At 70.9% G+C, this 22,922-nt stretch carries 23 protein-coding genes; 10 read left to right on the top strand and 13 right to left on the bottom strand.

Features of this window, described 5'->3' with window-relative positions; translation table 11 throughout:
- The first annotated feature begins 28 nt into the window (after window positions 1-28).
- Genes OG496_RS07440 through OG496_RS07420 form a run of 5 tightly spaced genes read left to right on the top strand, consistent with a single transcriptional unit; the run spans window position 29 to window position 4,712 of the window.
- A complete protein-coding gene (locus OG496_RS07440; RefSeq protein ID WP_405970108.1) occupies window positions 29-1,513 on the top strand; it encodes a purine-cytosine permease family protein in 1,485 nt (494 codons plus the stop codon).
- Window positions 1,510-2,064: a cysteine hydrolase family protein gene (locus OG496_RS07435; RefSeq protein ID WP_405970107.1), complete on the top strand. Its 555-nt coding sequence runs from the start codon at window positions 1,510-1,512 to the stop codon at window positions 2,062-2,064. Before OG496_RS07440 ends, OG496_RS07435 begins: the two co-directional genes overlap by 4 nt.
- Entirely contained in the window at window positions 2,061-2,768 is a 708-nt protein-coding gene (locus tag OG496_RS07430) for a GntR family transcriptional regulator (RefSeq protein ID WP_405970106.1), read from the top strand. Before OG496_RS07435 ends, OG496_RS07430 begins: the two co-directional genes overlap by 4 nt.
- Before the next feature lie 28 nt (window positions 2,769-2,796).
- The gene (locus tag OG496_RS07425; RefSeq protein WP_405970105.1) at window positions 2,797-3,801 is read left to right on the top strand and encodes an ADP-ribosylglycohydrolase family protein; all 1,005 of its coding nucleotides are present in this window, start codon (window positions 2,797-2,799) and stop codon (window positions 3,799-3,801) included.
- Window positions 3,798-4,712, top strand: coding sequence for a PfkB family carbohydrate kinase (locus OG496_RS07420; RefSeq protein ID WP_405970104.1), 915 nt, complete (start codon window positions 3,798-3,800; stop codon window positions 4,710-4,712). The genes OG496_RS07425 and OG496_RS07420 overlap by 4 nt, the downstream gene beginning before the upstream one ends.
- Window positions 4,713-4,725: 13 nt before the next feature.
- Here OG496_RS07420 and OG496_RS07415 read toward each other — a convergent pair whose 3' ends face one another.
- The 10 genes from OG496_RS07415 to OG496_RS07370 all read right to left on the bottom strand — a co-directional run bounded on the left by OG496_RS07415 (window position 4,726) and on the right by OG496_RS07370 (window position 15,237).
- Complete coding sequence (locus OG496_RS07415) at window positions 4,726-6,147, bottom strand: family 2B encapsulin nanocompartment shell protein (protein ID WP_405970103.1); 1,422 nt, start codon at window positions 6,145-6,147, stop codon at window positions 4,726-4,728.
- Window positions 6,148-6,362: 215 nt separating this feature from the next.
- On the bottom strand, window positions 6,363-7,745 hold the full coding sequence (locus tag OG496_RS07410) for an FAD-binding oxidoreductase (protein WP_405970102.1): 1,383 nt from the start codon (window positions 7,743-7,745) through the stop codon (window positions 6,363-6,365).
- Between the two features lie 52 nt (window positions 7,746-7,797).
- Window positions 7,798-8,904 (bottom strand): acyl-CoA dehydrogenase family protein, encoded by a 1,107-nt coding sequence (locus tag OG496_RS07405; protein ID WP_405970101.1) that lies wholly within the window; start codon window positions 8,902-8,904, stop codon window positions 7,798-7,800.
- A complete protein-coding gene (locus tag OG496_RS07400) occupies window positions 8,901-9,908 on the bottom strand; it encodes an ABC transporter substrate-binding protein (RefSeq protein ID WP_405970100.1) in 1,008 nt (335 codons plus the stop codon). Before OG496_RS07400 ends, OG496_RS07405 begins: the two co-directional genes overlap by 4 nt.
- A 42-nt stretch (window positions 9,909-9,950) precedes the next feature.
- On the bottom strand, window positions 9,951-11,051 hold the full coding sequence (locus tag OG496_RS07395; protein ID WP_405970099.1) for an LLM class flavin-dependent oxidoreductase: 1,101 nt from the start codon (window positions 11,049-11,051) through the stop codon (window positions 9,951-9,953).
- 50 nt (window positions 11,052-11,101) lie between these two features.
- Window positions 11,102-12,070, bottom strand: a complete 969-nt coding sequence (locus tag OG496_RS07390; RefSeq protein ID WP_405970098.1) for an ABC transporter substrate-binding protein — start codon at window positions 12,068-12,070, stop codon at window positions 11,102-11,104.
- Window positions 12,067-12,783 carry an ABC transporter ATP-binding protein gene (locus OG496_RS07385; RefSeq protein WP_366495055.1) on the bottom strand — a complete coding sequence of 239 codons (717 nt, stop codon included), beginning with the start codon at window positions 12,781-12,783 and terminating at the stop codon, window positions 12,067-12,069. Before OG496_RS07385 ends, OG496_RS07390 begins: the two co-directional genes overlap by 4 nt.
- A 2-nt stretch (window positions 12,784-12,785) precedes the next feature.
- On the bottom strand, window positions 12,786-13,661 hold the full coding sequence (locus OG496_RS07380) for an ABC transporter permease (protein WP_405970097.1): 876 nt from the start codon (window positions 13,659-13,661) through the stop codon (window positions 12,786-12,788).
- The gene (locus tag OG496_RS07375) at window positions 13,658-14,503 is read right to left on the bottom strand and encodes a sulfurtransferase (RefSeq protein ID WP_405970096.1); all 846 of its coding nucleotides are present in this window, start codon (window positions 14,501-14,503) and stop codon (window positions 13,658-13,660) included. The genes OG496_RS07380 and OG496_RS07375 overlap by 4 nt, the downstream gene beginning before the upstream one ends.
- Window positions 14,500-15,237 (bottom strand): alpha/beta hydrolase, encoded by a 738-nt coding sequence (locus OG496_RS07370; protein WP_405970095.1) that lies wholly within the window; start codon window positions 15,235-15,237, stop codon window positions 14,500-14,502. The genes OG496_RS07375 and OG496_RS07370 overlap by 4 nt, the downstream gene beginning before the upstream one ends.
- Before the next feature lie 363 nt (window positions 15,238-15,600).
- On the opposite strand from OG496_RS07370, the gene OG496_RS07365 reads away from it, so the two are divergent.
- Together OG496_RS07365 and pqqB are read left to right on the top strand one after the other, a co-directional pair.
- Complete coding sequence (locus OG496_RS07365; protein WP_365605654.1) at window positions 15,601-16,449, top strand: LysR family transcriptional regulator; 849 nt, start codon at window positions 15,601-15,603, stop codon at window positions 16,447-16,449.
- Window positions 16,450-16,596: 147 nt separating this feature from the next.
- On the top strand, window positions 16,597-17,475 hold the full coding sequence (gene pqqB, locus OG496_RS07360) for a pyrroloquinoline quinone biosynthesis protein PqqB (RefSeq protein ID WP_405970094.1): 879 nt from the start codon (window positions 16,597-16,599) through the stop codon (window positions 17,473-17,475).
- Between the two features lie 23 nt (window positions 17,476-17,498).
- Here pqqB and OG496_RS07355 read toward each other — a convergent pair whose 3' ends face one another.
- The 3 genes from OG496_RS07355 to OG496_RS07345 all read right to left on the bottom strand — a co-directional run bounded on the left by OG496_RS07355 (window position 17,499) and on the right by OG496_RS07345 (window position 18,863).
- Window positions 17,499-17,900, bottom strand: a complete 402-nt coding sequence (locus OG496_RS07355) for a MarR family winged helix-turn-helix transcriptional regulator (protein WP_405970093.1) — start codon at window positions 17,898-17,900, stop codon at window positions 17,499-17,501.
- 84 nt (window positions 17,901-17,984) lie between these two features.
- Window positions 17,985-18,335 carry a VOC family protein gene (locus tag OG496_RS07350; protein WP_405970092.1) on the bottom strand — a complete coding sequence of 117 codons (351 nt, stop codon included), beginning with the start codon at window positions 18,333-18,335 and terminating at the stop codon, window positions 17,985-17,987.
- Between the two features lie 126 nt (window positions 18,336-18,461).
- Window positions 18,462-18,863, bottom strand: a complete 402-nt coding sequence (locus OG496_RS07345) for a VOC family protein (protein ID WP_405976578.1) — start codon at window positions 18,861-18,863, stop codon at window positions 18,462-18,464.
- A 456-nt stretch (window positions 18,864-19,319) separates the two neighbouring features.
- On the opposite strand from OG496_RS07345, the gene OG496_RS07340 reads away from it, so the two are divergent.
- The 3 genes from OG496_RS07340 to OG496_RS07330 are packed head-to-tail and all read left to right on the top strand — an operon-like array spanning window position 19,320 to window position 22,843.
- Window positions 19,320-20,465: a DNA glycosylase AlkZ-like family protein gene (locus OG496_RS07340; protein WP_405970091.1), complete on the top strand. Its 1,146-nt coding sequence runs from the start codon at window positions 19,320-19,322 to the stop codon at window positions 20,463-20,465.
- Window positions 20,462-21,760 carry an MFS transporter gene (locus OG496_RS07335; RefSeq protein ID WP_405970090.1) on the top strand — a complete coding sequence of 433 codons (1,299 nt, stop codon included), beginning with the start codon at window positions 20,462-20,464 and terminating at the stop codon, window positions 21,758-21,760. The genes OG496_RS07340 and OG496_RS07335 overlap by 4 nt, the downstream gene beginning before the upstream one ends.
- Before the next feature lie 51 nt (window positions 21,761-21,811).
- Entirely contained in the window at window positions 21,812-22,843 is a 1,032-nt protein-coding gene (locus tag OG496_RS07330; protein WP_405970089.1) for an ArsR/SmtB family transcription factor, read from the top strand.
- The last annotated feature ends 79 nt before the right edge of the window (window positions 22,844-22,922 follow it).

The raw sequence follows: 22,922 nt of genomic DNA, 5'->3' as shown, positions 1-22,922 counted from the left end.
TAAACACGTCTAGACAGGTAGGTCGACGATGGCGGACTCCTCCCAGACTTCCCAGTCCCGGCAGCTCCAGGTCGAGACACACGGCCTCGATGTGATCGGCGACGCCGAACGCAAAGGCACCCCAAGTACCTTGTTCTGGCCCTGGTTCGGAGCGAATGTCTCCATCCTCGGCTTGAGCTACGGTGCCTTCGCGCTCGGCTTCGGGATCTCGTTCTGGCAGGCGCTCGTCGCCGGTGTGATCGGGATCGTCTTCTCCTTCCTGCTCTGCGGCTTCATCGCGGTCGCCGGAAAGCGCGGCTCCGCCCCGACGATGGTCCTCAGCCGCGCCGCCTACGGCGTGCGCGGCAACCGGCTGCCCTCGGTGATCTCCTGGGTCCTCACCGTCGGCTGGGAGACCGTCCTCACCGCCCTCGCGACCATGGCCACCGCGACCGTCTTCAGCAGACTCGGCTGGGGCGGCGGCACCGAGACCAAGGTGGTCGCGCTGATCCTGGTCGGTGCGCTCACCGTCGTAGGCGGAGTCATGGGCTTCGACCTGATCATGCGGCTGCAGACGGTCATCACCGTGGTCACCGGCGTGCTCACGATCGTCTACATCGCGCTCGTCGCCGACCACATCCACTGGAGCACGGTCAGCGCCGTACCGGCGGGCTCCGCGCAGGAGTTCATCGGCGCGCTGGTGTTCATGATGACCGGCTTCGGGCTCGGCTGGGTCAACGCCGCCGCCGACTACTCCCGTTATCTGCCCCGGAGTTCGTCCGGCAGAGGCGTGATCGGCTGGACCACGTTCGGCGCCTCCGTCGCCCCGTTGCTCCTGCTGGTCTTCGGTCTGCTGCTCGCCGGTTCCTCCAGCACGCTCAACAAGGCGGTCGCCGCCGACCCGATCGGCGCGCTGACGACGATCCTGCCCACCTGGTTCCTGGTCCCGTTCGCCGTGGTGGCCGTCCTGGGCCTGGTCGGCGGCGCGGTCCTCGACATCTACTCCTCCGGCCTGGCCCTGCTGTCGGCGGGCCTCCGGGTACCCCGCTACCTCGCCGCGCTCGTCGACGGCGTCCTGATGATCGCGGGTTCCGTCTACATCGTGTTCTTCGCCGACGACTTCCTCGGCCAGTTCATGGGCTTCCTCACCACCCTCGGCGTCCCCATCGCCGCCTGGTGCGGCATCATGCTCGCCGACCTCCTCCTTCGGCGCCGCGACTACGACGAGGGCGACCTCTTCCGCCCGACCGGCCGCTACGGCGACGTGGCACTCACGCCGCTCCTCCTCACCCTCGCCGCCACCGCGATCGGCTGGGGCCTGGTCACCAACACGGCCGCCAGCTGGCTGACTTGGCAGGGCTATCTGCTCGACCCGTTCGGCCTCGGCGGCAAGTCCGGCTCCTGGGCCTACGCCAACCTCGGCGTCCTGATCGCCCTCGCCCTCGGCTTCCTCGGCACACTCGCGCTGGGCCGCACCCGCATCCAGCGGCAGGAAGCCGAGGCCCCGAGCCCGGAGGCGGTGCCCGCCGTATGACCACCGCACCCGGCCACCTCGCCGTCATCGACATGCAACGCGTCTTCGCCGAACCCGACAGCCCGTGGGCCACCCCCCGCTTCACCGAGGCGGCGGCGGGCGTACGACGACTGCTGCCGGCCTTCGGCGAACACGTCACCTTCACCCGCTTCCTGGCCCCCGAGAAACCCGAGGGCGCCTGGCGCGCCTACTACGACCAGTGGCCCTTCGCGCTCCAGCCCCCGGACGCCCCCCTCTGGCAACTGACCGACGAATTCGCCGCCCGGGCACGGCACTTGGTGGACGCGCCCACCTTCGGCAAGTGGACCCCGGAACTCGCCGAACGCGTCGCCCCCACCGGCCGTCTCGTCCTCGCCGGCGTCAGCACCGACTGCTGTGTCCTCTCTACCGCCCTCGCCGCCGCCGACGCCGGAGTCGAGGTACTGGTCGTCGCCGACGCCTGTGCCGGTGTGGACGACGACTCCCACGCCAAGGCGCTGCACGTCATGGACCTCTACCGACCCCTGATCCGGGTGGTCACCGTCGCCGAGGCGGTCGGGGAGACCTCGTGACCGGCGTCCGGCTCAAACACCAGCGCATCACCGACGTCCTCGCCAAGGAGATCCGCAGCGGCCACCGCCCCGCCGGCGAGCAACTCCCCGGCGAACACGCCCTGGCCCAACGCTTCGGCGTCAGCCGTACGACCGTCCGCGCCGCCCTCGCCGAACTCAGCGAGGCCGGCCTGATCGCCACCCACACCGGCAAGGGCTCCTACGTCCTCTTCGACGGCCGCCCCCTCGACGACCGCCTCGGCTGGGCCCACGCGCTGGCCACTCAGGGCATCGACACCCGGGTACGGACCCTCGCCGTGGACGAACGGCAGGAAGAGCGACTGGCCAGTCAACTCGGCCTCGATGCGGCCAAGTTCGTGTGCGTGGAGCGGATACGGGAACTGGCCGCGGACGCGGTCGTCGTGTCGTACGAACGCAGCTTTCTGCCGCCCGTCCCTGGGGTGCGCGAGCTGCCCGCCAGAGGCCTCGACGGACAGTCCCTGACCGAGGTGATGCTGCGGGCCGGGCTGCGGCCCGACCACGGTGAGCAGCGGGTGAGCGGGCGGCGGATCGACGGGCGGGAGGCGGAGCTGCTGCGCCGCGAACCGGGTGACTGGTTCCTCGACACGCGGCGGACCAGCCGGGCGGCCGACGGTTCCTTCGTCGAACATGTCGTGAGCCTCCTCGACCCCGACCACTTCCAACTGACCCTCGAATTCGGCTGACCCGCACCCCTGCCCCCGGAAAGTACCCATGACCCTCCAGAGCCGCGCCACCGGAGCCCTCTACGGGCTCGCCCTCGGAGACGCCCTCGGCATGCCCACCCAGATGCTGTCCCGCCCGGACATCACATCTCGCTACGGCCCGTTCCTGACCGGCTTCCAACCGGCCGACGCCGACCATCCCCTCGCCGCCGGGATGCCGGCCGGAGCCGTCACCGACGACACCGAACAGGCCCTGCTCCTCGCCCAGTTGCTCCTCGACGGCAAGGGCCGCGTCGACCCGGCGGAACTCGCCCGGCGCCTGATCGCCTGGGAGGACGACATGCGGGCCCGCGGCTCGCTCGACCTCCTCGGGCCGTCCACCAAGCGCGCGGTGGAACTCGTCCTCGCGGGCACCACGGTCGACGAAGTAGGGCGCTACGGCACCACCAACGGAGCGGCGATGCGCATCGCCCCCGTGGGCATCGCGGTGTCGGTCGCCGACCCGGCCGAGTTGGTGGACCGGGTGGTCGAGGCGAGCAGCCTGACCCACAACACCGGGGTCGCGCTCGCCGGTGCCGCGGCCGTGGCCGCCGCTGTCAGCGCCGGAGTTGACGGGGCGTCGGTTCCCGAGGCGGTCGAAGTGGCCGTGTCGGCGGCCCGGTTGGCGGCGGGGCGCGGACACTGGGTGGCCGCCGCCGACGTCGCCGAACGGATCGTGTGGGCGACGGGGCTGGTGCGGGGTCTCACGGAGGCCCAAGTCTGCGAACGCGTCTACGCGTTGGTCGGAACGAGTCTGGCCACGCAGGAGTCGGTACCCGCCGCCTTCGCCGTGCTGGCCGCCTGTCCCGACGACCCCTGGCGGGCCGTGTTGCTGGCCGCGTCCGTCGGCGGTGACTGCGACACCATCGCCGCGATCGCGGGTGCTGTCGGCGGTGCCTGCCACGGGGTGGACGCCTTCCCGGCCGCCGCGCGGGAGACGCTCGTACGCGTCAACCCGAAGCTCCAACTGGACGCGACAGCCGCCGCGTTGCTCGGACTCCGGGCCCGACCGTGAGCGCCAGACTGTGGCACCTCGGCAACGTCGTCGTCGACCTGGTCCTTGATGTCCCCGCCCTCCCCGAGCGCGGCGGCGACGTCCTCGCCACCCGCACCGAGCGCACCCCGGGCGGCGGCTTCAACGTCATGGCAGCCGCCGCCCGCCAGGGACTCCCGGTGACTTACGCAGGAGCGCACGGCACCGGCCCCTTCGGTGACCGGGCCCGCGCCGCGCTGTACGCCGAGGGCATCGACATCCTGCTCGCGCCGCGTCAGCAACCGGACACCGGCTTCGTGGTCTGCCTGGTGGACACGGAAGGCGAGCGCACCTTCGTCACCAGCCCCGGCGCCGAAGCCACTCTGACCAGCGCCGATTTGGCCGAACTCCGGCCGGGCGCGGGCGACTTGGTCTACGTCACCGGATACAGCCTGCTCTACGACAGCAACCGCACCGCCCTGCTTGATCTCCTGCCCCGACTGGACCCGGCCGTCACGCTGGTCACCGACCCGGGGCCGTTGGTCCACGAAATCCCCGCTGAGGCTGTGGAGTTGCTGCTCGCCCGCTCGGACTGGTGGAGCTGCAACGCCCGCGAGGCCGCGCTGCTCACGGGCCTCGACGATCCGGCGGAGGCCTCCCGCGTGCTCCAATCCCGGCTGGGGCGCGGCTCGGTGCTCGTCCGTACCGGCCCCGACGGGTGTCTCGTGCACCACGGCGGAGACCTCGTCGCCGTGCCGGGATTCGCCGTCGACGCCGTCGATCTCAACGGCGCCGGCGACGCGCACACCGGGGTGTTCATGGCCGCCCTGGCTCGGGGTGTCGACCCGGTGGCCGCCGCTCACCGGGCCAACGCGGGCGCCGCCCTGGCCGTCACCGCGTCGGGTCCGGCTACGGCGCCGGACGCGGCGCGGTTGGACGCGTTCCTGAACTAGCCGTGTCCGGCGGTCAGTTGCCGTCCCGGCGGGAGACCTCGACGTTCTCCAGGATGCCGATGGCGTCCGGCACCAGGACCGCCGCCGAGAAGTAGGTGCTCACCAGGTAGGAGATGATCGCCTGCTCGTTGATGCCCATGAACCGTACGTTGAGGCCCGGTTCGAGCTCGTCCGGGATGCCCGTCTGGTAGAGGCCGATCACGCCCTGGTCGTCCTCGCCGGTGCGCATCGCGATGATCGACGACGTACGGGACGCGCTCACCGGGATCTTGCCGCACGGCAGCAGCGGCACCCCGCGCCAGGCGGGCAGATGGTGGCCGCCGACGTCGACGCCGCTGAAGTAGACACCCCGCTTGTTGCACTCCCGGCCGAACGCGGCGATCGCCTTCGGGTGGGCGAACAGGAAGCGGGTGTCGCGCCGCATGCTCAGCAGCTCGTCCAGGTCGTCGGGGGTCGGTGGCCCGGAGTGGGTGGAGATCCGCTGGTCGTAGTCGGCGTTGTGCAGCAGGCCGAAGTCCCGGTTGTTGACCAGCTCGTTCTCCTGCCGCTCGCGCAACGCCTCGACAGTCAGCCGGAGTTGCTGCTGGGTCTGGTTCATCGGCTGGTTGTAGAGGTCGGTGACGCGGCTGTGCACCTTCAACACGGTCTGGGCGACGCTGAGTTCGTACTCGCGCGGGGCGAGGTCGTAGTCCACGAACGTGCCCGGCAGATCCGGCTCGCCGACATGTCCGGCGCTGAGGGCGATCGCCGCCTCGCCGAACGGGTTGACCGGGCCGGGTTCATCCGAGCCGGTCGCCTCGACGTGCGCGCTCAGCTCCGGGTGCCGTTCCGCGACGGCCTGGTACGCCGAGTGCGGCAGCGCCAGTACCGTGGTGGCCGTCGCCGCGCGGGCCGTGAACTCCCAGCTGCCGTCGGGGTCGGCGAGCACCTGGCCGCCGAAGGTGTCGCCGTCGGCCAGCAGACCGGCGATCGCCTCGTCGCCGTAGGGGCCCTCCCCGAGCTGCTCGACCTTGCCGTGCGCGATGAGGAACACCTGGTCGGCGGGGCGGCCCGCTTCCACGATCAACTGGCCGGGTGCGAACTCCCGTTGCTCGAACCGCTCGGCCAGTGCGCCGAGCGCGTCGGCGTCCGCGAATCCGCGCAGCAGCGGCAGTTCGCTCAACTCGGCGGGGACGACCCGCACTTGTGCGCCGGTCTGGAAGAACGTCACCCGTCCGTCGCCCCGTGTGTAGGACAGCCGGCGGTTGACGCGGTAGGTGCCGCCGGGCACGTTCACCCAGGGGAGCATGCGGGTCAGCCAGCGTGAACTGATGCCCTGCATCTGGGGTTCGGACTTGGTCGTGGTCGCCAGAGTGCGTGCCGCGGCAGTACCGAGGCTCTGCTGTTCCCGCTCCTCGGCGCCCGCCTCGGGCGCGGTACCGGTGTCGACCGACATGGTGCCTTCTCTCCTGTCGCACGGGTGACGGGACGGCTGCGTCCGTTGGCGGGACGGCTGCGTCCGTCACATTCCGTGCGTAGAGCTACCCGTCGTCGGTCACGACGAGTGATGACTTCGGACGGCGGTCGAGGCACATGCCAACCGCACGTGCTCCCGCACCACCCCCGGATCACTCGGCCTCACCCGTTCGGCGGTATCCGGTCCGGGGCGCCTCACAGGGTCTTGCCGGGGTTGAGGATGCCCCGGGGATCGAACGCCTCCTTCAGCCGGCGCTGCAACGCGTGAGCGGTGGGCCCGAGTTCGTCCGCCACCCACTGCCGCTTCAGCACGCCCACACCGTGTTCACCGGTCAGCGTCCCGCCGAGCCGCAGCGCCAGCGCGAAGATCTCGCCGGCCGCCTCCCAGGCCGCGTCCGGCAGCCGGTCCAGGGCCGGATCGACCACGATGATCGGATGGAGGTTGCCGTCCGCGGCATGCGCGAGAGTGTAGACCGGCACATCGTGGCGGGCCGAGATGGCGCGGATCTCGCGGACCGCCTCCGCGAGCCGCGACCGGGGCACGGCGATGTCCTCGATCAGCGGCCGGCCCAGCCGCTCCAGTGCGGGCAGGGCGAGCCGCCGGGCCGCGAGCAGGGCCTCCGCCTCGACCGGGTCCGCGGTGGTCTCCACGGTCGTGGCCGTCGGCGCCAGCACCCGCGCGACCTGCTCCGCCTCGATGGCCGCCCCCGCCCCGTCGCACTGCACCAGCAGCAGCGCCGACCCGCGCTCGCCGAGCGCCGGATCGACGGCCCGCAGCACCGGCCCGTCGAGCAGCTCCGCGAGCGCCGGCACGACCCCGGCCCGCCCGATCGCGTACGACGCCTCGGCCGCCGCCTCGAACGAGTCGAAGTAGGCGGCCAGCGTCGCGGTCGCCACCGGCACCGGACGCAGCCGCAGCGTCGCCGACGTGATGACGGCGAGGGTGCCCTCGGAGCCGGTCAGCAGCGCGGTGAGGTCGTAACCGGTGACCCCTTTGACGGTACGGCGGCCGGTCGTGACCACCGTCCCGTCGGCGAGGACGGCCTCCAGACCGAGCACGCTGTCCCGCGTCACCCCGTACTTCGCGCACCGCAGCCCGCCCGCGTTGGTCGCGATGTTCCCGCCGATCGTGGAGATCGCCGCACTCGCCGGATCGGGTGCGTACCGCAGCCCGTGTTCACCCGCCGCCCGGTCCAACTCGGCTGTGATCACGCCCGGTTCGACCACCGCGAGCTGGTCGTCGGCCGACAGTTCGAGGATGCGGTTCATCCCGGACAGGTCCAGCACGAGCACGCCCTCGCCGGCCGACGCCCCGCCCGACAGGCCGGTGCCCGCACCGCGCGGCACCACCGGCACGCGCAGCGCGTTCGCGTGCCGGAGCGTGGCGGTCACGTCCTCGGTGCGCCGCGCGTGCACCACGGCGAGCGGGACACCGTCCGGCCGGGTGCCCGAACGGTCCGTGGTGTGCGCCGCCAACGTGCGCGGGTCCGTGGCGAGTTGGTCGGGCGGCAGATCCCGGGCGAGCAGACCGAGCAGCCGGGCGGCGGCGGTGGGGGTGGTGGGGGGAGCTGTGGTCACCGGTTCCGTACCTTCACTGTGCGTGCCGACATGGGGTCCGTTATAGGGCGGACTACGGGTTCAACGCCTTCGTTCCGATCGCGAGCAAGGAGATGTCTTCCTGAGGGGCGTGCACGGGCGCGCACTGGATGTCCCGGAAGTGCCGCTCCAGCGGATTCCCGCGCGCGAGCCCGGGATTGCCGAGCAGCCGTACGGCCAGTTCCACCGCCCGTACACCGTGCCGGTCGGCCAACACCCGTGCTCCCAGCGCCTGTTCGGGGGTGTACGAGGAGTCGCCGGAGTCCACCCGGGCGGCCCCGCCGAACACCAGCTGCTCGGCGGCGGCCAGCAGTACCTCGATCTCCCCGGCGGTCCTGCGGAAGCGTTCCGTACGGGCCACCGGATGACCGAGGTTGGCGGGCACGCGCGCGTGGGCGAACGTGTGGAAGAAGGACTGCGCCGCCCGTGCCACCCCCAAGTAGAGGGCGGCGAGGGGGAGATGAAGGGAGGCGCCCGCCCGGTTGTCCTGCTCCGCCGATGCCCCGTACGGGCCGATGCCGATGACATGCTCGTACGGGATCTCCACGTCCCGGAACGTCACGTCGTGGCTGCCGCTGGCCCGCAGTCCCAACTGGTCCCAGCGGCCGGTGATTTCGATCCCGGGGGAGCCGCCCGGCACCAGGAAGGTGCCGACGCGTGGCTCGGGTTCGTCGGTGGTGGCCCACACCAGGAACCAGTCCAGGCCCTCCGCGCCGGTCACGAAGCGTTTGGTGCCGCTCAGCGACCAGCCGTCCGGGGTGCGCCGGGCGAGGGTGGAGGGGAGGCCGCCGCGTGCGGGGGAGCCCAACTCGGGTTCCACGCGTGCGTGGTTGACGAGCACCGGCCGTTCGAAGGACTCCTTGACCACACGCGCGTACAGCTCTTCGGGCCAGTGCGGTTGTGCGGCCTGCCGGGCGTGCGTGTTCAGGGTCATCGCCGCGATCAGGGCCACCGACGGGTCGCCCTGCCCGATCCGGTGGAGGATGCGCGCGCTCTCCTCGACCCGGGCGCCCCCGCCGCCGTAGGACTCGCCGATGGTCGCGGTGAGGAGGCCGGCCTCGTGGGCGATGCGGAGGGAGTCGGCGGGGAAGGCGCCCGACTGGTCGTAGCCGGCGGCCAGGTCGGCGATGCGGGCGGTCACAGGGCCTTCTTCAGGTCGGAGTTGAGTGCGGTGGTCCAGAACGACTTCACGTCCAAGTGCTTCTTGAGCGCGCCGAGTTCGGTGAAGGCGTCGGCCACCTTCTGCTGGGAGGCGATCGTGTCGGCGCCGACGGTCCTGGCCTGGGTGGGACGTTGCTTCTGCGCGGCGACCAGGTCCGACTTGGCCCGGGCGAGCGGCTGGTGGGTGGCGTCCGCGGTGACCTTCGCGAAGCCGTCCTCGTGGCCGTCGCGGACGTAGGCGTACGCCTTGGTGATCCGGGCGATCAGGTCGGCCGCGGCGGCCCGTTGTGCGGGGCTCTTGAGGACGCTGTCGCGGGCGGACCAGAGGAAGTTGCCGGAGAGGATGTCGGCGCCGGAGCCGACCGTCGTCGCGCCCTGCTGGTGGGCGGTGATGATCGACGTGCCGTAGGAGGCGAAGGCGTCGATGGAACCGCCGTTCAGGGCCGCGAGGCCGTCGTTGGGGAGCAGCGGCTTGGCGTCGATGTCCGACCAGGTCAACCCGGCCTGCTTCAGCAGCTCGTAGAGGAAGTAGTGGGCGGTGGTGTTCTGGACGTAGCCGACCTTCTTGCCCTTCAGGCCGGCGATGTCGGTCACCTTGGAGCCCTTGGGGACGACGACTTCCTGGTTGAGGGTGGTGCCGCGCTGGACGGCCACGACCTTGAAGTTGGGGTTGCCGTCGGCCGCCGAGAAGAGGGGCGGGATCTCGCTGGAGGAGGCGAGGTCGAGCGCTCCGGCGCGGATCGCCTGGAGCTGCTGGTCGCCGCCCTGGAACAGGCTCCACTTCACTTTGTACGGGGTGTCGTCGAGGTGGGCGTACTTGAGGACGGCCGCGCCGACCTTCCAGCCGGTGTCGCCGACCCGCAGGGTCACGGAGGAGACGTCGGACGAGGACTCGGCCTTCGCGCTGCCTCCGCAGGCGGCGGCGAAGGGGAGCAGCAGGGCGAGGGTGGCGGCGGACGCGCGCAGGGAACGGCGGAACAACACGGGGTCTCCATAGGGGAGTTCGCAATCAGGGAGGGGGACGGATCAGGCGGCTTGCGAGGTGGTCGCCCGGTGGGCGAGTTCCTGGCGGACCAGCGGCAGGACGTGGCGGGCGTAGTCGATCGCGTCGTTGAGTGGGTCGTAGCCGCGGATCGACAGCAGGTCGCAGCCGATGTCGACGTAGTCGAGCAACGCCTGGGCGACCGTCTCGGGCGTACCCACAAGGGCAGTTGACGCGCCCGCCGCGTTGGTGGCGACGGCGGGGGCGGTCCACAGGCAGCGGTCCTGGACCTCGCCGCGCTCGGCGATGTCGAGCAGGCGCTGCGAGCCGACGTTCGCGGGGCGGCCGGTGGTGCGGTAGTGGCGGAGCAACTCGGTGTTCTTCGCCTGGTCCTTGAGGACGCCGAGGGTGCGGTGGGCCTTCTCCCAGGCGAGTTCCTCGGTGGGCGCGATGATCGGGCGGAACGACACCCAGATACGGGGATGCGGGCGCCCGGCGGCATCCGCGACCGCGTTGACGGCGGCGATCTGCTCGGCCGTCTCCTTCAACGGCTCGCCCCACAGCCCGAAGATGTCGCCCTGCTGCCCGCCCACCCGGTACGCGTCCTGCGAGGAGCCGCCGACCGAGATCGGGACGAGGCCGTTCACCGGCTTCACGTCGGAGTAGTAGCCCTCGAACGTGAAGTACTTGCCCTCGTGCGAGACGGGCCCCTCGGCCTCCCACACCTTGCGCAGGATCTGGATGTACTCGTCCGAACGCTCGTACCGCTCGGCCTTGTTGAGGTAGTCGCCCTCCCGGCGCTGCTCCTCGTCGCTGCCGCCGGAGATGATGTGCAGCGTCAGCCGGCCGTTGCTGATCTGGTCCAGCGTGGCCAGGGCGCGTGCCGCGTGCGTGGGGAAGATGACGCCGGGCCGGTGCGCGAGGATCGGGCGGACGCGCTCGGTGTGGGTGGCGACGAACTGGGCGACCTGGAAGGCGTCGGGCGAGGCCGAGTGGTAGGCGACCAGGGTGTGGTCGAAGCCGCCGTCGTCCAACGCGCGGGCGTATTTGCGCAGATGGTCGACGTCGAAGCCGGTACGGCTCGACGCGGCGGGACCCGAGGCCCCGGAGTCGGTGTGGACGGCGCTGATGAACTCGACAGGCATGAGCGAACTCCTAGGACGGGAAGGTCACTTGAGCGGGGCGGTGTCCGTGGTCACTTGAGCAGGGAGGTGTCGGCGGACTTGGCCACGTCGACGTTCGGGTCGAGGACCCCGATGCTGTTCATGAGGTCGGCGACCTGCTGGACGGTCGTGTCGACGTCCGAGGTGATCGGCAGCACCTGGCTGTAGGCGGCCGAGGCGAGGGTCTTGGCGACCGTGGCGTCGGCGCCGTTGCGCTGCTCGATGGCCTTCGCGTACGCGTCCTGGTGGGTGCTGGTCCACTTCAGCGCCGTGCTCAGACGCTGGAGGAAGTCCGAAAGGGCGGTCTTCTTCGCCGAGTTGGCGAGTGCCTTCTCCGAGGCGTTGATGAAGCCGTAGCCGCTGACCCGGCCGTCCGCGCCGTCGACGAGGAGCTTGCCGCCCTGCTCCAGGCCGACCGCCTGGTAGACGCCGAACGTCGCCCAGATCTTGACCTTCCCGGAGGCGAAGGCGGCCTGCGCGTCGGTCGGCAGCAGGTACTGCACCTTGACGTCCTTGTAGCTGAGCCCGTTCTGCTTCAGCACGTTGGCCAGCAGGTACTCCGAGATGCTGCCCTTGGCCGAGGACACCACGACCTTCTGGCCCTTGAGGTCCTTCACGCTGTCGATGCCGGAGTCCTTACGGACGACGATCCCGACGTGTGTGCCGTCGTTCTTGAGAGCGGCGACATTCTTGATCTTGACTCCGCCGCTGAGCGCCTGGAGCGCGGGCAGGTCGGCGGAGTACCCGGTGTCGGCGGCGTCCGCCTGCACCGCCTGATAGAGCGGGGCCGCACCCTGGAACTCGGCCCACTTCACCTTGTACTTGGCGCCCTTGAGCGCGTCCGACGCGGCGATGATCGTCTGGAGCGTCTTGGCCTGGTCGCCGATGGTGAGGGTGACCTGCCCGCCGGCGGAGGCGTCCGCCGAGGAGTCGGCGCCGCAGGCGCTCAGCGCCAGCAGGGCGGTCATGCTCAGGGTGGTGGCGGCGATTCTGCGGATCACGAGGGGGTTCCTTCCAGGGTGCGGGTCACGCCGAGCCAGTTCAGGAGGCGGGCGCGCAGGGTCACGAACTCGGGGGCGGTCAGATCACGGGGGCGGGGCAGGTCGACGGTCACCTCGTGGGCGATACGGCCCTCGTCCATCACCAGGACCCGGTCGGCGAGCAGCAGCGCCTCCTCCACGTCATGGGTGACCAGGAGGATCGCGCACCCGTGCAGCCGCCACAGCTCGGCGACGAGCGCCTGCACCTTGCCCCGGGTCAGCGCGTCCAGCGCGCCGAACGGCTCGTCCAGCAAAAGGAGTTCGGGCTCACGGACCAGGGCACGGGCGAGCGAGACCCGCTGGGCCTGACCGCCGGACAGCGTCTTGGGCCAGACGGTCGCCCGCTCCGCGATGCCGACCTCGTCGAGCGCCTTGAGCGCGAGCGTCCGGTTCGGACGCCCCGGCAGCCCGAGCACGACATTGCGCCACACCTTCAACCACGGGAGCAGCCGCGGCGATTGGAAGGCCGCGCTGCGCCGCGCGGGCACGGTCACCTCGCCGCCGATCTCGTCGTCCAGCCCGGCGAGGATCCGCAGCAGCGTCGACTTGCCGCAGCCGCTGTGCCCGAGCAGGGCAACGAACTCGCCCTCACGGATGTCCAGATCGAGGTCGTGCAGCACGGTGTTGCCGTCGAAGGCCCGTGAAAGCCCCCGTATCTCAACGGAGTTGGCCATCTCTACGCCTCACCCTCGAAGTTGGCACGCCAGGTCAGCAGCCGGCGCGACAGGATCCGTACGGCGAAGTCGCAGGCGAGACCGAGCAGCGCGTACACGACGAGGCACAGCACGATGACGTCCGTACGGAAGTACTGCTGGGCGTTGCTCATCAGATAGCCGAGCCCCGCGTCCGCGTTGACCTGCTCGGCGAAGACCAGCGCCAGCCACGCGGTGGACAGCGCGTACCGCAGGCCCACGAGTGCCCCGGGCAGCGCGCTCGGCAGGATCACGTACTTGATCAGCCCGAACCGGCCGAGCCCCATCATCCGTGCGGCCTCGACGAGTTGGGCGTCGGTCGAGCGGATGCCGCCGTAGATGTTGAAGTACAGCGGATACGTCACCCCGAGCGCCACGAGCGCGATCTTCGGGGTCTCCTCGATGCCGAACCAGACGATGAACAGCGGGATCAGACCCACCCAGGGGATCGCCCGGAACATGCCCATCGAGGAGTCGATGACGTCCTCACCGAGCCGGAACAGCCCGGCCAGCAGCGACAGCGTCAGCGCGACGGTCGCGCCGATGAGGAAGCCGATGGCGGCGCGGCGGCCCGACGCGGCGATGGCGTGGGGGAGTTCGCCGTTCTTCGTCAGGTCCACCGCCTGACGCAGGACGTCGACGGGGGAGGCCAGCACGGACTCGGGGAGCACGCCGGTGGCCGAGGTCAGGAACCAGAGCAGGACGAGACCGACGGGTCCGGCGGCCCGGCGCACCGAACGGGGCACGGTGAAACGGCGGTTGACCTTCGCGGTGCCGCGGATGGTGACCCGGGTGGACGGCGCGGGCGCCACTTCCTTCTGCTGCGGCAGCACCGCCGCGTCCAGTGGTTTCGTCGTCATGGCCGGTCTCCCGTCGCCGCCGGGCGCGCGGGGTCGGCGGACCAGGCGGACCAGGAACCCGGGAAGAGCGTCGCCTCGAACCCGGCGATCTCCAGCGCCGCGATCTGATGCGCGGCGGTGACCCCGGACCCGCAGTACACGCCGATGCGGGCCGCCTCACCGGCCCCCCGCTCCTCGAACCGCTTGCGCAGCAGCTCGGGCGCCAGGAAGGTCCCGTCCGCCGCCAGGTTCTCCCCGGTCGGCGCGGACACGGCCCCCGGGATGTGTCCGGCGCGCGGATCCACCGGCTCGACCTCACCCCGGTAGCGCTCACCGGCGCGGGCGTCCAACAGAAGCCCGGATACGGCGAGTTCGGCGGCGCCGTCGGCATCGGTGGTCGGCAGTGCACCCGCGCGGAGTTCGACGTCACCGGGTGCCGGATCGTCGGGAATCCCGGACTCCAACGGCAGTCCCGCTGTCCGCCAGGCCCCCAACGCCCCGTCGAGCAGGGTCACTTCGGCGATCCCGGCGTACCGCAAGAGCCACCAGGCGCGAGCCGCGGCCGTGTTGCCCAGGTCGTCGTAGACGAGGACGGGCCGGCCGTCGCCGATGCCCCAACGGCGGGCGGATTCCTGCAGTTCGGCGAAGTCGGGGAGCGGGTGCCGGCCGCCCTCGGGGCTCGCCGGTGCGGCCAACTCCGTGTCCAGGTCGACGTAGACCGCGCCGGGGATGTGGCCGTCCGCGTAGTGGTCGCGGCCGTGGGGATCGCCGAGGGCCCAGCGGACGTCGAGCAGCACGGGGGGCTGGTCGGAGCCGAGGAGTTCGGTCAGCTCGTGGACCGTGGTCGTCACGCGGCCGGTCATGTCAACTCCTGAGCAATCAGCGGAAGTTCGCGGACTTCAGAGGTCACCGGTGCCTCGGGGGCCAGCCGGAGCCGTTCGAGGAACAGGACGACCGTGGCGGCGGCGGTGCGGTGCAGCGCGTCGTTGAGGACGTCGTGCCGACCGCCGTGGAAGACGACGGTGTGCACGCCCGGGTGACCGCCGTAGACGCTCAGTGCCCGGTCGAGCGGGCTGATCGTGTCGTCCTTGCCGTGCAGGGCCAGGACCGGGACGCGCACCAGGTCCAGGCGCGGTTCGGGCAGGTCCGGGGTGTCGTCGATGGCACCGCGCCGGAAGCCGGGGTCGTTGGTGAGACGGCCCTGATGGGTCGGGCAGGCGGTGCGGGCGGCGGCCTCCTCCTCCCAACTGCCCGCTGTCCAGGCGCCGGTGGGCAGTCCGGCCAGGACCAGCGCGTCGACGCCCGCGGTCTGCTCGGCGGCGAGCTGAAGGGCGTAGAGCGCGCCCGTGTCGGAACCGACCAGCACCTTCGGGCCGGGCAGCGACTCGTCGGCGAGCAGCTTGGCGGCCTGCTCCAGTACGGCGGGGTCGGCGGTGGGGTCGCCGAGGGCGCGGACGCGGTAGGCGTCGTAGCCGAGCCGGCGGCCGAACCGCTCGTAGACACCGCCGTGTTCGCCCCGCCCGGCCAGCACGATCAACGTGCCGCGCGCGGCGAGGCCTTCGGGTTCGTCCCAGGACGAGACGGAGGAAGAGGGCATGGGGTGACAGCTCCCAACGAGGGGAAAGGGGAGGGGAATTGAGAAGAGGGGGAGGAAGTGAGCAGGCTGGAGCCGCCGTCACGTGTCAGTGCGCAGGGCGGACGTGATCAGCGAGAACGTAATCAGCGAGAGCTCGGGAAGGGCGCCGCGAAGAGGCGGTGGGTCAACGACAACGCGCGCTGCACGCCACGCCGAAGTCGATGACTCGGCGCTGCGTCAGAAGGGCAGCGAAAGCGGTCGTGTGCAGCATGCGCCCATCATGACCGGACGCGACCGATCGCGTCCAACGATGATTCCGCATCGAAATCGATCAGTTATCGCGATCGATTCGGATCGATACGTGGAACGGCTACCGTCACCGGCATGCCCCAACCTGTCCTCGACATCGTGGCCCTGCGCAGCCTGACCGCGATCGCCGACTGCGGCGGCTTCCATCGCGCGGCCCGGGCCCTCGCCCTGAGCCAGTCCGCGGTCAGCCAGCATGTGCGCAGGCTGGAGAAGACGCTGGGCCGGCCGATCGTGGAGCGGGAGGGGCGGGGTACCCGGTTCACGCCCGAGGGACGGCTGCTCCTGGAACAGGCCCGCCGCATCCTCGCCGTGCACGACGAGGCCGTACGCACACTGCTCGACGTGGACGGCGACACCGTCACGATCGGGTCCACCGAACACGCGGCCGACCAGTTCCTGCCACGGCTGACCGCCGCCGTCCAGGAGGTGCGGCCCGGCTGCCGGGTCCGCTTCCGCATCGACCGCTCGGCCCGCCTCGTCGAGGCCGTGGAACGCGGCAGCGTCGACGTCGCGGTGTACGTCACCGAGGCGGCCGCCACCGAGGGCACACCGGTCGGCGGCCTCCCGCTCACCTGGCACGCGACGCCCGGCTGGCAGCGCCCGGCCGCGCCCGCGCCCGTCCCGCTGGTCGCGATCGAGGACCCGTGCGCGATCCGCCGCCGGGCCATCTCGACCCTCGCGGCGCACGGGGTACCGGCCGCGGTGGTCGGTGACGCCGGTTATCTCGCCGGGGTCCTCGACATCGCCCGCACGGGGCAGGGCGTCGCACTGCTCGCGGCGGTCGGTTCGGCTCCGGACGGGCTGACTCCCTACGACGGGCTGCCCTCCGTCACCCCGATTCCCATGAGCGCGCTGGCCCGTCCGGGGGCGGATCCGGCGACGGTGGAGGCGGCGTTCGCGGCCGTACGGGATCTGTTGCGTTGACCGGGGGAGAGGGGGAGTGGGCGGGTGGAGATCGGCCGGAACTGTCCCCTGCGGTGGGGTAGTCGGGTCCGTTTTGGAGGAAAGATCCCTCGAGGGCATTCGGTGAGTCCGCGAGTTGGGTGAGTTCTGCAAGGGGGCGCGATCGTCGTGAGGGTCGTCCTGCTCGGTACCGCGGCCGGCGGCGGTTTCCCGCAGTGGAACTGTGCCTGTGCGCTGTGCGGAGCCGCCCGAGACGGGAAGCTGCCCTCGCGTACCCAGGAGTGCGTGGCCGTCACCGGCAACGCGCGGGACTGGTGGCTGCTCAACGCCTCACCCGACATCCGCACCCAGCTCACCGCCACCCCCGCGCTCTGGCCGGGCCCCGGCCCGCAGACCACCCCCGTGCGCGGTGTGCTCCTCACCGACGCCGAGGCCCACCACGCGGCGGGCCTGGCCGCACTCCGCGAGGCGGTGGGCCTCAAGGTGTACGCTCCGTCGCCCGTCCTCGCCGCGCTCACCCCGGCCCGGGCCGTCCTCGACCGCTACGCCCCCTGGGAGTGGTCCGACAGCCTCGCGGAGGGCGGGTTCGTACTGGCCGGCGGCCTGGTCGTCACGGCGCACCCGGTGGGCGCCAAGGCCCCCAAGTACGTGCCGCCCCGCCCACCGGACGACCGCTGGGTGACGGCGTACCGTGTCGAGGACCTGGCCACCGGCGGGGCCCTCGTCTACGCACCGCGCATCGCCGCCTGGACGGACACCCTCGACGACCTGATGACGTCGACGGACTGCGCGGTGCTGGACGGCACGTTCTTCACCGCCGACGAGACGGGCACGACGGCACGCGCCGGCAGGCCGACGCCGGGACACCTGCCCGTCACGGGCCCCCACGGCAGCCTCACCGCCCTCACCCGCCATCCCGGGGTCCGCCGGATCTACACCCACCTCAACAACACGAACCCCCTGCTCGACGCGGGCTCGGCGGCAAGGGCGCAGGTGAACGGGGCGGGGGTCGAAGTACTCATGGACGGGGCCGAGTTCGTGGTGTGAGGCGAGTGCGGAGGGGGACTTTGTCAGTCCTGCGCGTCGTCCAACATCCGTGCCAGCACGTCCCGTTGGAGCGGCAGCACCTCCGCGTGGAGGTCGCGGCCCTTACGGGTCAGCGCGACCCATACCCCGCGTCGGTCCTCCACGCAGACGGAACGTTCCACGAGGCCGTCCTTCTCCAGCCGTCCGATGAGGCGGGAGAGCGCGCTCTGGCTGAGATGGACCCGGCCGACCAGGTTCTGCACCCGGCACTGGTCGCCCACTTCGGGCGCCTCGGACGCGAGCATGTCGAGTACCTCGAAGTCGCTCGCGCCCAGGCCGTGCGGGTGCAGTACACGGTCGATCTCGCACATCGTGCGCGCGTGCACGGACAGGATGTCCCGCCACTGTTCCTCCAGCTGCCGGGCGCCGGCCGTCTTCACTGCCATACAGGCACGGTAACACCGATCCGGCCAATTATTGAGTGCGCAACTAGTGCACGTGCAAGTAGTGCGGCCGGTACGGCATCGGCGTCAGGCGGCCGGATTCTGGGCCAGCCCGACGAAGTTCCCGTCCGCGTCCTTCACAAAGGCGATCAGCTTGCCGCCGCCGACGTCCTGGACGTCCTGCACCAGTTCGGCCCCCGCCTCCACCATGGCCGCGAGCCGCGTCCGGATGTCGTCCACGGTCCAGTACGGAACCGGTCCGGTCATGCCCCTGGCGTGCCCGTTCGGGTCGAGACCGACGTCCTGCCCGGCGGCCTTGTAGCCGACGTAGTACGGCTCGTCCGCGTACGGCTCGACCCCCAGCAGGGCGCCGAACAGGGCCTTCGCGCTGTCGAGATCCTTGACGGGGTAGATGATCGTGTTCAGTCCGTCGGTCATGGCGAGTTCCTCCGTGAAGCGTGGTCCGACGGATTTCGCCGGTGAATTCAGGCTAGGACGGGGGAGGGGGCGGGGGCTTCTCCAATCCTGACCGGTCGGTTCCGGTCGGCGGGCCCGGCGCCGGTCTCATCCGTGGATCGCGGGTCCGGGGATGGCCACGAGTTCGACCTCGAACCCGTCGGTGTTCTCCATGTAGGCCGCGTACTGCTGCTTGCCGCCGGCATAGGGGTGCTCTTCGGGGAACATCAGCGTCCAGCCGTTGCCCAGTGCCCTTTCCACCAGGGTGTCGACGGCGTGTTCGTCATGGACGTGGAAGGCAAGGTGGTTGAGGCCGGGGGCACATCTGTCGTGGCGCTCGGAGGTCAGGCTCGGCGACTGTTCGAAGACGATGTAGGTGGGGCCGAGACGCCAACTGCGGCCTTCCTTCCAGTTCTGGAAGAGCGTGTAACCGAGTTGCTCGAGCAGCCACCCCCACTGCGCGACGGCGCGTTGGAGATCCGGCACCCACACCTCGACGTGATGCAGCATCCCCGCCCTCGGCACGCTCTCCTCGCGGGCGGTGCCGGAAGCCTGCGGTGTGTCGTGCGCCGGTGAGTGCTCTCCACCGTGGACGTCCGTGTGCACAGGTCTGCCTTCCCGACTCGCACCGCGACACCGCGGCACGCTTCGTGCTCCGAGCTTCAACTTGCCTGTCGAACCGTACGTTCCTCGACGACCGCACGCGGCAACGGCCGTATCCGTTCGACACGCGTCGGCCTGGACGTCTCTCGGACAGTGACCGCTGATATACAGCCAAACTGGATTGCCGATCACCGAGAGCGCAACACCGGTAACAACCGCATCGCATGATGGTCCGGCCACTCGACCAGTTTTCGTTCCGCTCTGTTCCACGTGAACGGTGCGCCGCAGCCGGCGCGCGCTCGGTGAACGACACGACCAGGCCGACCCCCCAGGGCAGGGGCCCCGAACCGGCCCAGGAACTGGATGACGATGCTTGATCTCAGCCTTGTCGAGGCGCGCACCCTGGCCGTGGGCGCCCAGTATCTGCACCGGTCGGACCCTGTTTCCGGCGGTGTCGGCAGCGCCCTGGAGCGGCTCGGATGCGTTCAGCTCGACACGATCCAGGTCGTACGGCGCTCCCACGAGATGATCCTCCTGGCCCGGCACGAGACCACTCCCGAGGAGCCCTCCTTCCTCGAACACCACGACCAGCCCTACTTCTTCGAGTACTGGGCCCATGCGGCCAGCGTCATCCCGATGGGCAGCTGGCCGCTCTTCGCGTTCCGGCGCCGCCGCTTCGCCGCGGACGGCTGGCGGGGGCCCGCGGTCGACGCGGCGACGGTCGATCAGGTACGGCAACAGGTGAAGGACTCCGGCCCGGTGACCGTCACTGATCTCGGTGGTGCGCGTGGAAGCGGCTGGGAGCGCAGCTCGCCGCACAAGTGGGCGGCCGAATGGCTGCTGGCCACCGGCGAGTTCGTCTGCGTAAGGCGCCGACGCTTCAGCCGGGTCTACCAGACGGCGGAGTCGGCGGTTCCCGGTGAACTCCTCGCACGAGAGCCATCCGATCAGGAGTGCTTCCCGGCCCTGACCGGCATCGCGCTCCGCGCGCTGGGAGTGGCGACCGCCGAGGACGTGGCGGACTATTTCAGGCTGCCGAAGAATGTGGTCGCCGATACGCTCGCGGATCATCCTGAGGCCGTTCCCGTCCGGGTCGAAGGGTGGCCGGACGTCACCTGGGGCCATGCCTCGGTCCTCGGGCAACCCCCGCTCGTCCGGCAGGATGCCGTGACCCCGCTGTCGCCGTTCGACTCGCTGATCTGGCACCGGCCGCGGATGCGCCGTCTCTTCGGGGTGGAGTACTTGCTGGAGGCGTACAAGAAGTCCGCTCTTCGAGAATGCGGGTACTTCGGCATGCCGGTGTTGGCAGGTACCGAGATCACCGGACGTCTCGCGCTACGCGTCCGTGACGGCGTCGCCGAAGTGGAGGGACACCAGCTCCGTGACGGGGCCGACCCCGCGCATCACACCCGGGCGGCCGCGACCGCCGCTGCCTGGGCCGCCGCCCGGCCACCGGCTCAGCCGCTCCCGTGGCTGAGCACTCCGCCCGTCACCGGAGGCGCGTCATGACCGACACCTCCCAGAACTCCGGCACCTCCGACAGCTACGCCAAGGTGCTGGGTACCCGCAGGGTCAAACCACTCATCGCCGCCGGTGTTGTCGGCCGCCTCGCCTATGGCGTCGTGCCGTTCGCCATAGTGGTCGCCTTCGCCGAGCGGCACGGCTTCGGTGTCGCAGGCATCGCCTCCGCCGTGCTGATGACGGGGATCGCGCTGCTGGGGCCGTGGCGAGGCCGCCAGATCGACCGCTACGGCACGAACGCCGTGCTGCTGTTCGCCACCGTATGGGTGGTGGCGCTGGGCCTGCTCGCGGCGTTCCTGGGACATCTTCCCTGGCCCGTGTCCCTCGTCCTGATCGCGGTCGCCGGCGCGCTCGCCCCGCCGGTCAGCCCGGTCCTGCGGACGAGTTGGAGCCGCCTCCTGCCGGACAAGCAACAGCTGCAGCGCATCCACGCGCTCGACTCCGTCATCGAAGAGACCACCTTCGTAGTGGCGCCGTTGCTCACCACGACCATGCTCACCCTCACCTCGGCACGCTGGGCACTGGTCCTCGGAGCGGGCCTGATCGCTGTCGCCGTCCCGATGCTCACCTCGTTCGGACACCTCCCCCCTGGCACGGCCTCCGCCGCGACCGAAACCGCCGACCGAAAAGCTGACGGGACAGCGGGCGCGGCCGAACCCTCTGCTACGGCGGGCAAGCGGCAGCGGTCGCTCCTGTGGGACCGCAAGGCCCAGGGAACCGTGATTCCCGTCGTCGCGTTGGGCCTGGCGGGGGGCGGACTCGCTGTCGTGCTGCCGGCGCTGGCCGAGCGTGGCGGGCGTATCGCGTCCGCCGGATTCGGATTCGCGGCGTTCTCACTCGGCGGCGTCATCGGCGGTCTTCTGTACGGGCGTTGGAAGTCACGGGCCTCTCTGCGCACGAGATACCTCGCCGCCTCCACCTTCCTCGCCCTCGCGCTCCTCACGCTCTATCTGCCGGGCGGCACCGCCGTCACCGTCGCCGCGGTCTTCGTCACGGGGCTGGGCGTGACTCCGCTGTTCGTCATCGGCTATCTGCTGGTCGACGAACACTTCAGCGGCGACCGCCAAACCGAAGCCAACGCGATCATCGGCTCGGGCTACAACCTCGGCTCCGCTCTCGGCTCCTCGGCCGGGGGCCTGGTACTCGCCGCCAGTGGCGTCCACGCAACGCTGGCAGTGCTGGTGGCGGCCGGAGCCGTCGGCGCTTGGGCGACGGTGCTCCTGCCCGGTGATGCTGTGCGCCCGACGGACGCGGACGAGGGCGCGGTGGAAGCGGCCACGTGAGCCATCGGATCGGACGCGGTGCTCATGCGGACTTGAAGGGGGAGATGCCGGATGGCCTTACGCATACATTTCAGTCCCGACGACTTTCTGCGCGTGACGCTCGCTCGGGGGTGCGATCCACTGCTCGAAACCATCGTCAGCCTGCGCGTCGTCCAGGAACAGCGTCCCGCGGCTCCTTTCGTGGCGTGGCAGCGCTGGGCCGGTTCCCGCCTCCCGCGCTCCTTCCACTTACTGCGGGGGAGAGTGCCGACCAGAGAGCTGAGCCCGGAGTTCTCGCTCCCGCTCGGTGCCCCCGCCCTCGGAACCGGTCCGGACGCGCTGCCATGGCTCGCCCAGGCACGGCTTCGTGCCGACTTCTACGCCGGGCTCGCGGCGCCCGATTCCCCGGCGGGGCGCCCGGTGCTGCTGGCCTGGACACGCTCACTCGCCGACGGCTCTCCCCGCGCCCTCGAGGCGCTCAGCGCCGCTCTGCAGGACTGGCACCGGCTGACCATCGCCCCGCTGCAGGACCACATCCGCAGCCGCGTCGACGCGGCACGCTCGGGAGGTGTCCGCCAACTGCTGGCCGGGGGCCTGGACGCGATGCTCGCCCGCCTGCACCCCACGATGCGCTGGCGGTCACCCGTGCTGGAACTCCACTCTCCCGAATACGACCTGGACATCCATCTCGGCGGGCGCGGCCTCCATCTGGTCCCGTCCTTCTTCCAGGACGGACCTCTGATCTACCTGGACCCCGAACTGTCCCCCGCAGTGGTCTATCCGATCAACCACGACGTCGTCTGGGACCCGGGGACGCACCAGGACCGCACCCATGATGCGCGGCAGAGCAAGATGGCCGCGCTGCTGGGCGCCACCCGCGCCACCGTGCTGCGCGCCATCGCGACACAACTCGCCAGCACCACCGAGGACTTGGCGCTGCAGACCGGGATCTCCCCGGCCACCGTCTCGCACCACACGGCAGTTCTGCGCGACGCCGGACTGATCACCACCCACCGGACCGGCGGCAGCGTCCACCACACCACGACGCCTCTGGGCTGGCGCCTTCTCCACGACGTGTATCCGGCCGACCCGCTCGCGACCTGAGTTGCGGCCGGTGCCGGACGGGTGCCTCATCAGCGCTATTCGACCATCGTCGAAAGGGTGGCAGGGACCGTCCTGTCTA

The organism is Streptomyces sp. NBC_00988, assembly GCF_045162645.1.
GTDB lineage: Bacteria > Actinomycetota > Actinomycetes > Streptomycetales > Streptomycetaceae > Streptomyces.
Note: the sequence above shows the minus strand (reverse complement) of the source record. Positions and strands in the feature narration are given on the sequence as shown.